A 14,416-nucleotide genomic window follows, 5' to 3' on the forward strand; every position below is an offset into this window, starting at 1 on the left:
GTCTTTCAACGACTGCGCCTTATCCTGAAAGTCAGCTTGGATCCCCGCCTTCGCGGGGAACACGGATCTAAGAGCGGGCGTCGGGCGACCTCCCTCTCGCCCCCTACTTCTTCTTCCTTCCCGCAACCGGCCCCACCTGGAAGCTGCCCAGCCGCGCCTCGCCGTTCTGGCCAGCCTTCAGCTCGATCTCGAACCGCTCCTCGGCCTGGTCGGGCCGGCCCCAGTGGCGGAACAGTCGCACCCGCACCACGGTCGGTCCGTTGGGGTCCAGCCGGTCGGGGGCGAAGACATTGGCCCGCACCACGTACTGGCCCGCCGGCGCCCGGCGCAGCAGGTATTCCTCGGGGCCATAGCCGGCGGTCATGTCGTTCGACAGCCGCCCGCCGATGGCCGTGGCCGGATTGTTGTAGATCGCCCGTTCACCGGTCGGCTCGTCCACCCACAGGTCCATGTCGCTGTGGTCGGTGTTCCACTCCAACACCACGCGGATGTCGACGTCGAGCAGGGCCGTCAGGCGCGGATCCAGCACCTCCTGCTTCATGCCCTGGGCCGCCATGCGGGCGACCAGGACGTTGGCCTCCATCAGCGCCGCCATCTCGATCCCGTCATAGGCGCCGTTCCACGGCTTGACGATCACCGCGTTCAGCAGGTCCAGCGCCCGCCGCCAGTCGGCCTCGCGCGCCGCGCCCTTTCGGGCCTCGCCCCGCGCGATCAGGGCCAGGGCCAGGTCGCGCCGAGGCTGCGGCCGGTCGGGTTCCAGGAACAGGATCCGCTCCTGCAGCCAGATCGCCCGGTCGAGGTCGCCGTAGCGCGCCAGCCGGTCGGCCAGAATGGCCAGGGTCTTCATGCCCGACGACGGCAGGTCCACGGCGTTGACCGCCACGGCGATCGCCTGCTCGCGGCGGCCGGCGCGGAACGCCTGCTCGGCGACGTCGAAATAGAAGGCCGGCGCGTCGCCGTCGGTCTTCTCCAGCGCCGCGAAGCGCTCGGCCCAGGCCTCCGGCGTCTTGGCCGCCGCCAGCGCCTTCAGATAGGGCCGGTCGGGATTCCATTCGGCCGCCTCGATGGCGATGGTCGGCCCCGACGCCCGCGTCCCGGCGACCACGATGCTTTCGGCGACCGAGTCCGCATCGGCGTTCGCGGCCGGCGCCCGGGCCTCCATGACCGCGGGGATCGGCAGCGGCGGCGGCGGCGTCACGTCCGGCGGCGGCGCCATGGCCGGCCGAGCCTGGACGCCCGGACCTCGGCCGGGCGGCCGCTTCGGCTTGCCGCTCGGCTTGCTCGCCCACCAGGTCTTCTGCGCGGCCCAGGCCTTGACCATGTCGTCCAGGCGGTTGGCGGCGGCCAGGGTGTCGCCCTGCTTCTTGTCGGCCATGCCCTGGCGCCAGGCCGCGATGATCGCCTCGCCGGCCGAGGCGGGCGGCGCGACCCCGGCGTCGACATAGTCCTGGGCGTTCTCCAGCACCACGAAGCTGGCCTCGCCGCTGGCCACGTTGTAGCGCCGCGCCAAGGCCAGGGCCTCGTCGCGGTCGGGCCGGTCGGCGGCCAGCAGGTCGGCGATCGCCTCGCGCCCCCACAGCGCGCCGGCCCCATCGAAGGTCCGCACCGGCAGGCCGGCCAGCGGCAAGGTCCGCCGCGTCCCGTCGGCGCCGGTGAAGACCAGGTCCCCGGCCGGCGTCTTGCCGACGATCTGCCAGCGGCCGGCCGGACCGGCGATCAGCCGGCTCTCCACCGCCTGGCCGTCGGCCGTGGCCAGGGTGAAGGCCGGCGCCCCGGCGCTGGTCAGCCGCGCCAGGGCCGCCTCGGCGTTCACCGCCGTCAGGTCCACATGCTGGCCGCCGCCACGCGTCGCCAGCACGCCCAGGAAATTGCGGTCGGCGTCCCTGGCGCTCGACAGGGCGAAGGTCCGGCAGGGCGGCGGCATGGCCGTCCACGCGCCCAGGGTCATGCGGCCGTCCGACACGAAGACGCAGGTGTCGGCCGACTCCCGCCCCGCCGCGAACACTCCCTCCAGCGTGGTCGCCCCGCCGTAGCTGACGCCGCGCAGCGCCGCGGCCAGGGCCTCGCCCGTCGGCGCCGAAAGCCGCGTCGCTCTGGCCCCGTCGCTGGCGAAGGTCACCAGTTCGACGCTGGCCGGCCGCGCGGCGTCGACATAGCGGGCCAGCAGCGCGATCTCGCCGGCCAGGTCGTCGTCGCGGCGCGAGCGCGAGCGGTCCCAGTAGATCCGCAGGCTCCGCACCGTCGCGGCCCTGGCGTCATAGGGCAGCCGCAGCTCGAAGAAGCGCTCGCCGCTCGCATGGCGGCTCAGTTCCAGCGGCGAGGCCGCGCGCCACGCGCCCACGGCCAGGGCGCCGTCCAGGCTCACGCCCTTGGCCGCGCCCACGGCGGTCGCGCCCTCGGGGCCGTCGCTCCAGGCCAGGGCCAGGCCCGCCGGCGCGGTCACGGCCGGGCGCTCGGCCGCCCCGGCGATCGTCACCTTCACCGCCGCCTCGCCCACCGGCTGGTCCGAGGCCAGCGGCAGGCTGAACGACCCGTCGGCGGCCAGCGGCGCCACATAGGACAGGCGGACGGTCCGCCCAGACCCCGGCAGCACCGGAAACACCCGCGTGTGGAACGCTCCGTCGTCGGTCACCTCGGCCAGGCCCGGGTCGATCCCGGCCCGCACGCGGTTCTCGTAGACCTCCCTGGCCTGGCGCTTGCCGGTCAGCACCCCGTCGACCATCCGCCCGCCGACGTCGAGGGCGTAGCCGTCGACCACGGCCCCGGCCGGCAGGGCCAGGGTGAAGTCGCCTTCCAGCGCCTGCTTGGTCGGATTGTCGAACCGCGCCTCGACCGTGGTCCTGGCCAGGCCGCCGACCAGCACCACCTCCACCTTCAGCCGCGACAGCTTCAGGACCCTGGCCGGCGCGTCCGGATCGCCGCCGTTGTAGATCTTCGCGGTCAGCACGGGATTGGCGGCTTGGGCGGCGCCTCCGCAAACCGCTCCACTGACCAGGGCGACGGCGAAAACGGCGATCCAGACGCGGCGCATGACCGGCTCCCAAGCTTAATACTACATTTGTAATCAGATATCGCGACGCTCGCCAAGGGCGAAAAGCCAAGCTCGCACGCCAGAATGTTGTCCCCGGCGTTGCGGCGCGAACGGCGCCGTGATTTCTGAGCCGTCAGTAACGCGGGGGCTTCGCATGATCCGGAAACTCGACCTGGCCGCCCTGGCCGCGGGCGTCGCCATGGCGCTGGCGGCGGCTTCGCCCGCCTCGGCGGCGAAGACCTCGTCGGCCAGCCTGGTCGCCGACGCCGACGCGCTCCTGGCCCGGATCACCGCCCTGCCGGACGACGCCGGCTGCCCCGCCGCCCTGGCCGACCAGATCGACGCCCTGGTCGCCCGCAAGGACTTCGCCAAGCTCGACGCCCCGCGCCGCGACGCGCTGCTGTTCGACGTCCTGGTCTGCCGCGAGTACGACGCCCGGGCAGTCGCCGCCGCCCGCCTCCTCGACCGCGACGACGCCGCCCCGCCGTTCGTCGTCCAGGCCAACATCGTGCTGATGGTCGACGCCGCCGACCACGAGGACGGCCCCGGCCAGCTGCGCGCCATGGAGCGGATCGCCGCCCTCGACCCGACGCGCCTCGCCGCCTTCCCGCCCGACACCTTCAATCAGACCCTGTCCGACCTGAAGACCGACCCCGCCGGCCAGGCCCGCGCGCTCGACCTGCTGCGCGGTCTGGAATGGCCCACCGAGGACGGCCACCACCTTGTCGACAACGCCTGGGCCCTGAAGCGCGCCGAACTGGCCGCCGACGCCGGCGACATGACCCGCGCCGCCGCCGTGCTCGACCGCGCCACCGACGTCGCCGTCCTGGCCGCCGTCGCCCAGGACCTGCGCTTCGCCCCGCTCTGGCCCGACATGCAGGCCGCCGGCCGCTTCGACTGGATCAAGCTGGTCGAGGCCCAGCTGGCTCGCAGCGAGGAGCAGTCCCGCCGCGAACCCGGCCGCCTCGACCGCGTCTCCGACCGCATCGACGCGCTGCGCACGCTCGGCCGCTGGGAGGAGGCGCGCGTCCTCGGCGCCGACTACGCCGCCCGCCTGGCCCGCGGCGAGCGCTTCGACGATCTCGACGACCAGCGCCCCTGGCTGCTGAGCAGCTACGCCGAGGTCCTCGCCGACCTGGGCCAGGCCGACGCGGCCGACGCCCAGATGGCCGCCGCGATCGGCGAGGACCGGATCAGTCAGCACCTGGCGCGGGCCGGCATGCTGCTCGACGCCGGCCGCGACGCCCAGGCGCTGAAGGTGCTGGCCGACGCCGACCTCGTCGACGCCCGCGTCATCGGCCTGCAGTGGCACCGCGCGCTGCGCGCCTGCGCCCTCGCCCACCTGGGCGACAAGGCCGCCGCCGAGCGCGAGCTGCCCGCCCTGCGCAAGGACCGCCGCCACGGCGCCCAGGCCCTGTCCATCGCCCTCGTGTGCCTGGACCGCCAGGACGAGGCCGCCGCCCTGATGATCGAGCGCCTGGACGATCCGGGCATGCGCCGCGAGGCCCTCAACGCCTTTCGCAACGGCCGCCTGCCGCCGGTGGTCACCCCCGCGCAGCAGGACCTGACCGCCCGCCGCGCCGCCCTGCTGGCCCGTCCCGACGTGCAGGCCGCCCTGCGCAAGTACGGCCGGGCCCTGGTCCTGCCCCTGGCCGGCCCCTACGAGGGCGGGCTGTAGAGCGCGCCCTCCCGCCACCTGCCGCCAGCCTGCTGACAGGGCCTGTCAGCAGGACCCCTGGCCTTGAGGCCTCCGCGCCCCTAGATTTGGGCCATGCCCAGCAGCCAGAACCCCGGCGTCTCCGACGCCTCGACGCCCTTCGTGCTCGACGCCTCCCTCGAGGCCATGGGGGCGGAAGGCATGCCGATGCTGTGGACGCCCCACCGCCCGGCGCGGCCGGAGAAGTCGGAAGGCGGCAAGACCTTCAAGCTGGTGTCGTCCTACGAGCCGGCCGGCGACCAGCCGACCGCCATCAGGGAGCTGGTCGAGGGCATCGAGAACAACGACCAGGACCAGGTGCTGCTCGGCGTCACCGGCTCGGGCAAGACCTTCACCATGGCCAAGGTCATCGAGGCCACCCAGCGCCCGGCGCTGATCCTGGCCCCCAACAAGACCCTGGCGGCCCAGCTCTACAGCGAGATGAAGGCCTTCTTCCCGGAGAACGCGGTCGAGTACTTCGTCAGCTACTACGACTACTACCAGCCCGAAGCCTACGTCCCGCGCACCGACACCTATATCGAGAAGGACAGCTCCATCAACGAGCAGATCGACCGCATGCGCCACTCGGCCACGCGGGCGATCCTCGAGCGCGACGACGTCATCGTCGTGGCCTCGGTGTCGTGCATCTACGGCATCGGCTCGGTCGAGACCTACACCGCCATGACCTTCACCCTGACGGTGGGCGACCGGGTCGACGAGAAGCAGCTGATGGCCGACCTGGTGGCCCAGCAGTACAAGCGCAACGACGCCGCCTTCGAGCGCGGGACCTTCCGCCGCCGCGGCGACACCATCGAGATCTTCCCCGCCCACTACGAGGACCGCGCCTGGCGCGTCACCCTGTTCGGCGACGAGGTCGAGGCCCTGTCGGAATTCGACACCCTGACCGGCAGGAAGACCGCCGAGCTGGAGACCATCAAGGTCTACGCCAACAGCCACCACGTCACCCCGCGCCCCACCCTGCGCCAGGCGATCATCGAGATCCGCAAGGAGCTGAAGGAGCGCCTGGAGTGGCTGACCGCCAACGGCAAGCTTCTGGAGGCCCAGCGCCTGGAGCAGCGCACCACCTTCGACCTGGAGATGATCGAGACCACCGGCTCCTGCGCCGGCATCGAGAACTACAGCCGCTACCTGTCGGGCCGCCAGCCCGGCGAGCCGCCGCCGACCTTCTTCGAATACATCCCCGACAACGCCCTGCTGTTCACCGACGAGAGCCACCAGACGGTTCCGCAGATCGGCGCCATGTACAAGGGCGACCGCAACCGCAAATGGACCCTGGCCGAGTTCGGCTTCCGCCTGCCCTCGGCCCTCGATAACCGCCCCCTCAAGTTCGAGGAGTGGGACGCCATGCGCCCGCAGTCGGTGCACGTCTCGGCCACCCCCGCCAACTGGGAGCTGGAGCGGGCCGGCGGCGTCTTCGCCGAGCAGGTCATCCGCCCCACCGGCCTGATCGACCCGCCGGTCGAGGTGCGCCCGGTCTCCAAGGACGGCGCCTCCCAGGTCGACGACGTCGTCGACGAGATCCGCCAGACCATCCAGAAGGGCTACCGCACCCTGGTCACCGTCCTGACCAAGAAGATGGCCGAGGACCTGACCGAATATCTCAACGAGCAGGGCATCCGCGTCCGCTACATGCACAGCGACGTCGACACCCTCGAGCGCATCGAGATCATCCGCGACCTGCGCCTGGGCAATTTCGACGTGCTGGTGGGCATCAACCTGCTGCGCGAGGGCCTCGACATCCCCGAATGCGGCCTGGTCGCCATCCTCGACGCCGACAAGGAAGGCTTCCTGCGCTCGGAGACCTCCCTGGTGCAGACCATCGGCCGCGCCGCCCGCAACGTCGACGGCAAGGTCATCCTCTACGCCGACCGGATCACCGGCAGCATGGAGCGGGCCATGGCCGAGACCTCCCGCCGCCGCGACAAGCAGAACGCCTACAATATCGAGCACGGCATCACGCCCGAGAGCGTCAAGCGCGACATCAAGGACATCCTCGCCAGCCCCTACGAGCGCGGCGACCGCGTCCTGGTGCCCATGGGCGTCAGCGACGCCTCCGGCGCCGAAAAGCCCTTCAGCGGCGACAACTTCAAGTCCGCCCTGCGCGACCTCGAAGCCAAGATGCGCGAAGCCGCCGCCAACCTGGAGTTCGAGACGGCCGCCCGCCTGCGCGACGAGATCAAGCGCATGAAGCTGCTCGACCTGGAATTCGCCAACGAGATCCTGACCGGGGCCGGCGAGACCGTGGACAAGTCAGCGCCCAAGCGGGTGCGGGCGGAACACCGGGCGGAGCAGGCAGAGGCGTTCAGGAAGGGGCGGCGGTAGGGGGAGGCCAGAGCATCAGGCCAACTCGAAAAGGAACCCGTTTGCCCAGATCGATGGATAGACCCAGACAGCAAGGCAGACCTTGGCAGCGGCGATGGTAGAGGTACACAAGCGTATCCAGCTACCATTCCGCGCAACCGGAATGACGCAGACACCATCCGCTTCGCCGCCCAGATGACGAGGAACTTTATGCCGGTCGAATTCATACCTACCCGGATCGATCGGACCCCCAACCCGATAGTCAACGATCTGGTAGCGGCAATCCGGACCACAAGACCCGACTTTGATCCCGGAAACGGCGTCCTATACTACGGATGGCCTAAATATACGGACTATGAAGCTGTCCGCCATTTCGCGGACTTGGCGCTAGTGAGCGAACATTTTGGCGTCGTACTGATACGAGTGGTCGCAGCCCCCACACCCAAGACGGTAGCGGCGGCCTCTGAAAGTATTGGTCAAATGGCAGCCAGCGCCATATCCCAACTCGTCAAGAGTGCGCGATTACGCACGAGAAGCCGGCAACTGAAAGTTTCGGTGACGCCAATTGTCTTTGCGCCGGGCTACGACGGGTTAGTAATCGATGACGTTGACACGTTGACGTCCCTGCCATCAGTTACGCGTCTAATTTCTGAAATAGTCGCACAATCTTTGACATCGGATGAAGTATCCGAAATCAGATCGATCTTTGAAGGTGCGAAATCACTTGCACGCCCCAGCCGACGAGCAATCGACGATCCTCACACTCAGGGCCTAGCTGTTTCCTTCAACGCGCTTGAAGATGAAATCGCGACATTTGACGCGAAACAGCGGCACGTCGCTCTCACAGCAATTGCCGGGCCACAACGCATTAGAGGATTGGCCGGATCGGGCAAGACGGTCATCTTAGCGATGAAAGCTGCCCTTGCACACCTAGACGATCCATCCGCGAAGATATTGATTACCTACTATACAAGAAGCCTTCGCGATCACTTGACCAGGATGGTCACGCGCTTCTGCAGACACTTTGGCGAAGGCGACCCAGATTGGTCACGGATTGATATTCATCATGGCTGGGGAAGAAAAGATCTACCAGGCGTACACCGAGAAGCCGCCTTGCGCGCAGGCATTGCTCCAATGTCCTATAGCACTGCTGTGGCAGGCGCAGCTGCGGGACAACAGCCATTCGACTTCGCTTGCCAAGAGTTAATTCAGACAGGGCGCATCAAACCATTTTACGACCTAATTCTCATAGATGAGGGACAAGACTTTCCAGACGGATTTTATCAACTTTGCTTTGAGCTGGCAAAGGGGAATCGCGACCTAAAGCAAATCGTTTGGGCCTACGATGAACTTCAAAATGTATTTAACGTAAATGTCCGCAACCCAACCGAACTGTTTGGGCGCGACACCGACGGTGAGCCGCGAATTTCACTGGAACGATCACTCCCCAACGGAGCAGAAACCAATGATTTCGTTCTACCCAAGTGTTACAGAAATCAACGCAACACGCTTGTCCTGGCTCACTCTATTGGATTTGGCATCTACGGCACTCAGGTCCAGATGCTCCAAAATCGAGATCACTGGGAAGACGTAGGCTATGAGATCGCAGAGGGCGACCTCCGCCCCGGACAGGAAGTCGTTATTACGCGCCCAGAAAGAAATAGCCCGACGCAACTGATAACTGACGTACCACTCGTTCAATCTCATCAATTCGAAATGCCCAATGACGAGGTTGAATATGTTGCAGATGAATTTAAACGCTTCCTAGACGGTGGACTCCAACCCGAAGACCTGATGGCGATAGCTATTGATGATCGCGCCTCACAGATGTACATCTCTAAGTTGTCGGAAGCATTGGCGATCCGTGGAATATCTTCAAATAACATTATCGCCGACAGATATAGCGAACCTGCTTTTCTGATAGAAGGGAAAGCAACCCTATCAACCGTGTATCGAGCAAAAGGAAATGAAGCGGCGGTTGTGGCGGTACTCGGCTGCGATGCAGTCCCCCTAGGCAGCCGCAATGGCCGCAATCGACTCTTCACCGCCTTCACCCGCAGTAAAGGCTGGTTACGGATCACAGGGATGGGCGACCGTTTTGCGCCACTGCATGCAGAGATTACAAAAGCACTTCAGCTTGCACCCGAAATGCGGTTCGTGGTCGGCGACCCGCAACAGATTGAGTTAATTCAACGAGATCTTTCCGAAAAGGATGCCAAGCTCCAACGCGCCCAAGCGGAAATGGATCGCCTGAAAGAAGAACTGGGACTTACTGACGACGACCTGCGCACGTTGATGGCCGATGGAGCGCGCGGTGGAACTCGGTGACTTCAATCGAGAAATTGTGGCGGCCTGGACGATCGCGAAAAGGCTCCGCATCGACCGTTCGGTGGCGGCACTTGCCTCGACCGCTTTGGACGAAGAACACAGGCGTGTAGCCTTAAACCCCGCCTCAACCTACGCCGATATATATAGATCCGCCTCCTCACGATCATCGTATAATTTCATTCTCAATGACCACGCCATATTCCAATTTTCCTGGTCAAGCGAAACTGACTGGAGACTTGCCTATTTGCCAAATCCATGGCTGACGGGCGTACCTTCATCCATGGAAGAACTTCAATCTCTGGAGCGACATGTCGAAAATGGAGATCTAGAGCACGACGAGGCCGATAGCCTCCTTGAGGCTCTCCCCTACCATGGAGCCGTACCTCCAATACGGTTCGAGTACTCTCGCATGCAGTACAGAGAGCGCATTCATCCGGCCGCGCATTTCCACATCGGCAGAGACGCCGAAAACCGCTGGCCAAGCGGTGTTTTGCTGGGACCTCGCGTCTTCAGTCTAATGGTTTTTCGGCTATATTATCCAGTTCAATGGCGCACGTGCAGCCGCCTCTTTGGGGAGGAGGTTGAACCGTGCCTAGACGAGGAGATGCAGCGTCTCGTTGATAACGCAAGAATGTCTCCAGACTTCTCCGCCTTGGAGCGCCGAGGTATTCATATAGGGCGCGCAATTGGAGCATAGCGTTCAGGACAACATTCGCGACGAGCAGAGTTAGGTGACTTGCACGTTCTGCACAGAAGACGAATTTGAATCCCCAATCCCCCTCCGCCGCCCCCAAAACCCCAACCCAATCAACGCCCTACAAAATTCCCAGCGTTTTCCATCCGCCCCTTCCAAACCGGCCGCATAATGGACCTCGTCCCGTCGCGGGGAGAGGGCGTTAGGATCCGGCCCGATGCGTGCGGCGGTGATGCGATCGAGCGGGGCTGAAGGAGCGGCGTGAGCCGGGCCGGCGGGGCTTGAACGGAGGGCGGGGGACGTAAACCCGCCTATCGGGGGTTTGCCTGTATCGGCTCCCGCCCGCCCGAGGGTCCGCTCCGGCGCCTTCTGTCTGCACGCGATGGCTAGCGAAGCTTACAGCCCGGTTCCGGGGAAGGCATACGCCGAAGGGGGTGAAGGGCGGAAAAGGCCCGCGCGCCCCGGCCTGAGGTCAAACGATCGCGCGGGGCGTCAAGGCTTCGTCGAAACGGTACATCCAAACACAGCTCCGGACGCGGTCCGGACGCCCCGCGCCCTCTCCATCCCCTCAGCGGCTCGCCGCGTGAGATCGCCCACCCGTTCCCTCTCCCCTTGCGGGAGAGGGTGGCCCCCGCGAAGGCGGGGTCGGGTGAGGGGTCTCTCAGACCTCAAAGCCGCGTGCAGCGGTCAGGCGGGGGCGCAGCGTCCGATTTCCGAGAAACCCCTCATCCGACGTCCTTCGGACGCCACCTTCTCCCGCAAGGGGAGAAGGAAGGAGCACCCCATGAACCGCCGCAACCCCTCCCCCGTCCGCCCGCACCGCACGCGCGGCCCGGTTCCACCGCCGCCGCCCCCGACGCCGGCGCAGTTGCGCGCCTCCAGGCGCGCCGCCGAACGCGCCGAGGCCGAGGTCCGCGCCGCCGCCAAGGCCGCCGCTCGCGCCGAGGCCCGGCGCCTGGCGGCCGTCGAGGCCGAGAAGAAGGCCGAGTTCAGGCGCCGCCGCGGCTGCCCGCCCAGCGTCGTCGACGAGTATGTCGAGATCCTCCGCCGTCAGGGCGCCTGGTGGAACGACCGCTAGCGGCGCCCTCTTCCGAGCCCCCCCCACCAGCCCCCAAGGTTGAGCCCGCTCGCGCGGCGGTCCATGGTGGCGCTTCCCGAGGGGGCTCGGGGATTCTTCGCGTATCGGGGGCTTTGCACATGACCGACATCACCGCGGGCGCCGCGCCCGAACTCGAACCCACGCCTGGGCCCGCGCCCGCGCCCGAGGCCACGCCGGAAACGGCCGCGCCCGAGACGGCCCCCTCTGGCCGCAAGCCGCATCCGTGGACCGACGCCTCGCCCCATCCCTGGCGGCGCTATTTCGCCCGGTCGGTCGACATCTTCGTGTTCGGCATGATCGGCATCGTGCTGGTCGGCGGGATCGGCGCCCTCGTCGCCCCGACCGCCACCGACCAGTTCCTGGCCCTGTTCGACATGGACTTCGTCGGCCAGCTGATCGCCATGCCGACCCTGGTGATCCTGGCCGGACCGTTCATCGCCGTGTCGATGGCGCTCAGCGGCGGCAGCTTCGGCAAGTGGCTGTTCGGGGTGCGCGTGGTCCGCGCCGACGGCAAGCGCCTCAGCCTGATCCAGTCGATCAAGCGCGAGGCCAGGGTGGTGGTGTTCGGCATGGGCCTCGGCGCGCCGCTGATCTGCCTCTACACCATGTGGCAGGGCAAGGAGACCCTGGAGGACAAGCGCGTCGCCCCGTGGGACGCCGACGACGGCTACCGCGTCACCTATCGGCCGATGGGGGTCTGGCAGGGAACGCTGATGGTGGTCGGCGGCCTGATCTGGGGCGGCGAGCGGCTGCTGGGCGTCATCGACCGCTTCTCGTCGATGGCGGGCTAGGCTTCCCGCCGGGACGAGGACCACGCACCGAGGCGAAGGGTCAGAAACTGCAAGACGCCGCGCGCGGGGCGTGGGATTCTCCGGCGGCGCAACAGCTTCCCCCCGGACCGACACGGAGCCCCCCATGATCGACCTCGTCATCGACGCCCGCCGCCGCGACATCGGCGGTTTCGAGGTCGGGCGGGTGCTGCCGTTCGCCAGGCGGCGGATGGTCGGGCCGTTCGTGTTCCTCGACCACATGGGGCCGGCCCAGTTCCAGCCAGGCTTTCCCCGGAGCGTCGACGTGCGGCCGCATCCGCACATCGGCCTGTCCACCCTGACCTACCTGTTCGACGGGGCCATCACCCACAAGGACAGCGTCGGCTCCGACATCGAGATTCTGCCGGGCGAGGTCAACTGGATGACCGCCGGCTCGGGCATCACCCACTCCGAGCGCTTCGAGACCCTGCGCCACGACGGCGGGCTGATGGACGGCATGCAGGCCTGGATCGCCCTGCCCACCGAGCTGGAGGAGATCGACCCCGGCTTCACCCACCACGCCGGCGACCTGGACCTGCCCTTCTACGAAAGCGCCGGCCTGAAGGCCCGGCTGATCGCCGGCGAGGCCTTTGGCGCCAAGTCCAAGGTGCCGGTGCACTCGCCGCTGTTCTACGTCCACTGGCAGCTGGCCGCCGGCGCCAAGGCCGCCCTGCCCGCCGAATATCCCGAACGCGCCGCCTACGTCTCCAGCGGCCGGGTCGAGGTCGCCGGCCGCGTGCTGGAAGCCGCCCAGATGGCCGTGTTCGAACCCGGCGAGACCGTGGTCTTCGAGGCCCTGGAGCCTTCCGTCGTCATGCTGCTGGGCGGCGAGCCGATCGGCCCGCGTTTCATCGAATGGAACTTCGTCTCGACGTCCAAGGACCGCATCGAACAGGCCAAGGCCGACTGGCGCGCCGGGCGGATGAAGCTGCCGGATCTCGACAACGGCGAGTTCATTCCGTTGCCGGAGGATCCGACGCCTCCCGCGCCGCCGATGTCCTAAGATCCTTCTCCCCTTGCGGGAGAAGGTGTCAGCGAAGCTGACGGATGAGGGGTCGAAAGTCCGCTCAGCCGCGACAGGCGGCACGACCGGATGCGGCGGCTGAAGGGTCTGAGAGACCCCTCATCCGTCGCCTATCGGCGCCACCTTCTCCCGCAAGGGGAGAAGGGTCCCTAAGCCGCCTCCTCGAACGCAGCATAAACCAGCGTCCTAAGCTCCCGCCGGATCGGATAGACGCTCGACGGCATCAGCTGGGTCATGAACACCACCGCCAGGTCCTCGATGGGATCCACCCAGAAGGCGGTCGAGGCCATGCCGCCCCAATAGGCCTCGCCGGGGCTGCCGATATTGCGGGTGCGGGCCAGGTCCACGGTGACGGCGAAGCCGAGGCCGAAGCCCAGGCCCTCGAAGACGCTCTCGCTGAACAGCGACTTCGACATCTGGGTCAGCTCTCTGCCGCCCGGCAGGTGATTGAGCATCATCGCCTTCAGGGTCTTGGGGCTGACGATGCGGGCGCCGTCCAGCTGGCCGCCGTTCAGGATCATCCGGCAGAAGCGCATATAGTCCGACGCCGTCGAGACCAGCCCGCCGCCGCCCGACTTGAACAGCGGGTCCTTGAGGAACGGGCTGGTGGCCGGATCGTCCTGCAGCACTACCCGCCCCTTGGGATCCAGGCTGTAGCAGGCCGCCAGGCGCCCATGGTCCGCCTCCGGCGCGAAGAACCCGGTGTCGACCATCTTCAGCGGCTCGAAGATCCGCGCCTTGAAGAACTCATCCAGCGGCTGGCCGGAGATCTGCTGGACGAGGTAGCCCAGCACGTCGGTGCAGACCGAATAGTTCCAGGCCTCGCCCGGGCTGAACTCCAGGGGGAGTTTCGCCAGCTCGGCGATGAAGCCGTCCAGGTCGCGCGGCCCCGGCAGGTCGTCCAGGTGCAGCTTGCGATAGGCCGCGTCGATATTGCCCCGCTGCTGGAAGCCGTAGGTGAAGCCGGCCGTGTGGCGCAGCAGGTCGATCATCCGCATCGGCTCGGCCAGCGGCCTGGTCTGGAACGCGCCCAGCGCCCCGGCGGCGAACACGCCCAGGTCCTTGAAGGCCGGGATGAAGCGGTGGACGGGGTCTTCGAGGGCGACCCTGCCCTCCTCGACCAGCATCATGAAGGCGATCGAGGTGATCGGCTTGGTCATCGAGTAGATGCGATAGAGGCTGTCGGCCTTCAGCGGCGTATTGCGCTCACGGTCGGCCAGGCCCAGCACGGCCTCGTGGGCCAGCTGTCCGCGCCGCCAGACCTGCACCTGCGCCCCAGGCAGCAGGCCGGGACCGACGTACTTTTCCTGCAGAAAGGCGTCGATGCGTTTCAGTCGGCTGGATGACAGACCGACGGATTCGGGCGTGCTCACTTGCGTTCTTCCCCACACTGGCGCGACCTTGCGTCACGGT

Annotated in this window: 9 protein-coding genes; 7 read left to right on the top strand and 2 right to left on the bottom strand. The window is 67.2% G+C overall.

The genetic code is table 11. The features are described from left to right. Positions 1-103 precede the first annotated feature (103 nt). Positions 104-3,031, bottom strand: coding sequence for a DUF2135 domain-containing protein (locus AC1RRS_RS18805; protein WP_492856426.1), 2,928 nt, complete (start codon positions 3,029-3,031; stop codon positions 104-106). A gap of 154 nt (positions 3,032-3,185) precedes the next feature. Here AC1RRS_RS18805 and AC1RRS_RS18810 point away from each other — a divergent pair, with 154 nt between their 5' ends. From AC1RRS_RS18810 to AC1RRS_RS18840, 7 genes are all read left to right on the top strand, one after another. Beyond that, complete coding sequence (locus AC1RRS_RS18810) at positions 3,186-4,709, top strand: hypothetical protein (RefSeq protein ID WP_492856427.1); 1,524 nt, start codon at positions 3,186-3,188, stop codon at positions 4,707-4,709. A 93-nt stretch (positions 4,710-4,802) separates the two neighbouring features. Next, the gene (gene uvrB / locus AC1RRS_RS18815; protein ID WP_492856428.1) at positions 4,803-7,070 is read left to right on the top strand and encodes an excinuclease ABC subunit UvrB; all 2,268 of its coding nucleotides are present in this window, start codon (positions 4,803-4,805) and stop codon (positions 7,068-7,070) included. Between the two features lie 189 nt (positions 7,071-7,259). Continuing rightward, positions 7,260-9,377, top strand: a complete 2,118-nt coding sequence (locus AC1RRS_RS18820) for a DEAD/DEAH box helicase (RefSeq protein ID WP_492856429.1) — start codon at positions 7,260-7,262, stop codon at positions 9,375-9,377. Further along, positions 9,352-10,074 carry a DUF2290 domain-containing protein gene (locus tag AC1RRS_RS18825; protein ID WP_492856430.1) on the top strand — a complete coding sequence of 241 codons (723 nt, stop codon included), beginning with the start codon at positions 9,352-9,354 and terminating at the stop codon, positions 10,072-10,074. The genes AC1RRS_RS18820 and AC1RRS_RS18825 overlap by 26 nt, the downstream gene beginning before the upstream one ends. Positions 10,075-10,855: 781 nt before the next feature. Beyond that, positions 10,856-11,149 (top strand): hypothetical protein, encoded by a 294-nt coding sequence (locus tag AC1RRS_RS18830; RefSeq protein ID WP_492856431.1) that lies wholly within the window; start codon positions 10,856-10,858, stop codon positions 11,147-11,149. A 119-nt stretch (positions 11,150-11,268) separates the two neighbouring features. Beyond that, positions 11,269-11,961: an RDD family protein gene (locus tag AC1RRS_RS18835; RefSeq protein WP_492856432.1), complete on the top strand. Its 693-nt coding sequence runs from the start codon at positions 11,269-11,271 to the stop codon at positions 11,959-11,961. A gap of 124 nt (positions 11,962-12,085) precedes the next feature. After that, positions 12,086-12,982, top strand: a complete 897-nt coding sequence (locus AC1RRS_RS18840; protein ID WP_492856433.1) for a pirin family protein — start codon at positions 12,086-12,088, stop codon at positions 12,980-12,982. Between the two features lie 170 nt (positions 12,983-13,152). On the opposite strand, the gene AC1RRS_RS18845 is transcribed toward AC1RRS_RS18840, so the two are convergent. Beyond that, positions 13,153-14,376 (bottom strand): serine hydrolase domain-containing protein, encoded by a 1,224-nt coding sequence (locus tag AC1RRS_RS18845; protein WP_492856434.1) that lies wholly within the window; start codon positions 14,374-14,376, stop codon positions 13,153-13,155. Positions 14,377-14,416: the final 40 nt, after the last annotated feature.

The organism is Caulobacter sp. GW821-FHT12A07 (assembly GCF_058807655.1).

Excerpts from the sequence above, each read along its gene's own strand:
- AC1RRS_RS18805 (WP_492856426.1), bottom strand. The coding sequence starts at position 3,031 with ATGCGCCGCGTCTGGATCGCCGTTTTCGCCGTCGCCCTGGTCAGTGGA.
- AC1RRS_RS18825 (WP_492856430.1), top strand. The coding sequence starts at position 9,352 with ATGGAGCGCGCGGTGGAACTCGGTGACTTCAATCGAGAAATTGTGGCG.
- AC1RRS_RS18820 (WP_492856429.1), top strand. The coding sequence starts at position 7,260 with ATGCCGGTCGAATTCATACCTACCCGGATCGATCGGACCCCCAACCCG.
- AC1RRS_RS18835 (WP_492856432.1), top strand. The coding sequence starts at position 11,269 with ATGACCGACATCACCGCGGGCGCCGCGCCCGAACTCGAACCCACGCCT.
- AC1RRS_RS18810 (WP_492856427.1), top strand. The coding sequence starts at position 3,186 with ATGATCCGGAAACTCGACCTGGCCGCCCTGGCCGCGGGCGTCGCCATG.
- AC1RRS_RS18840 (WP_492856433.1), top strand. The coding sequence starts at position 12,086 with ATGATCGACCTCGTCATCGACGCCCGCCGCCGCGACATCGGCGGTTTC.
- uvrB (WP_492856428.1), top strand. The coding sequence starts at position 4,803 with ATGCCCAGCAGCCAGAACCCCGGCGTCTCCGACGCCTCGACGCCCTTC.
- AC1RRS_RS18830 (WP_492856431.1), top strand. The coding sequence starts at position 10,856 with ATGAACCGCCGCAACCCCTCCCCCGTCCGCCCGCACCGCACGCGCGGC.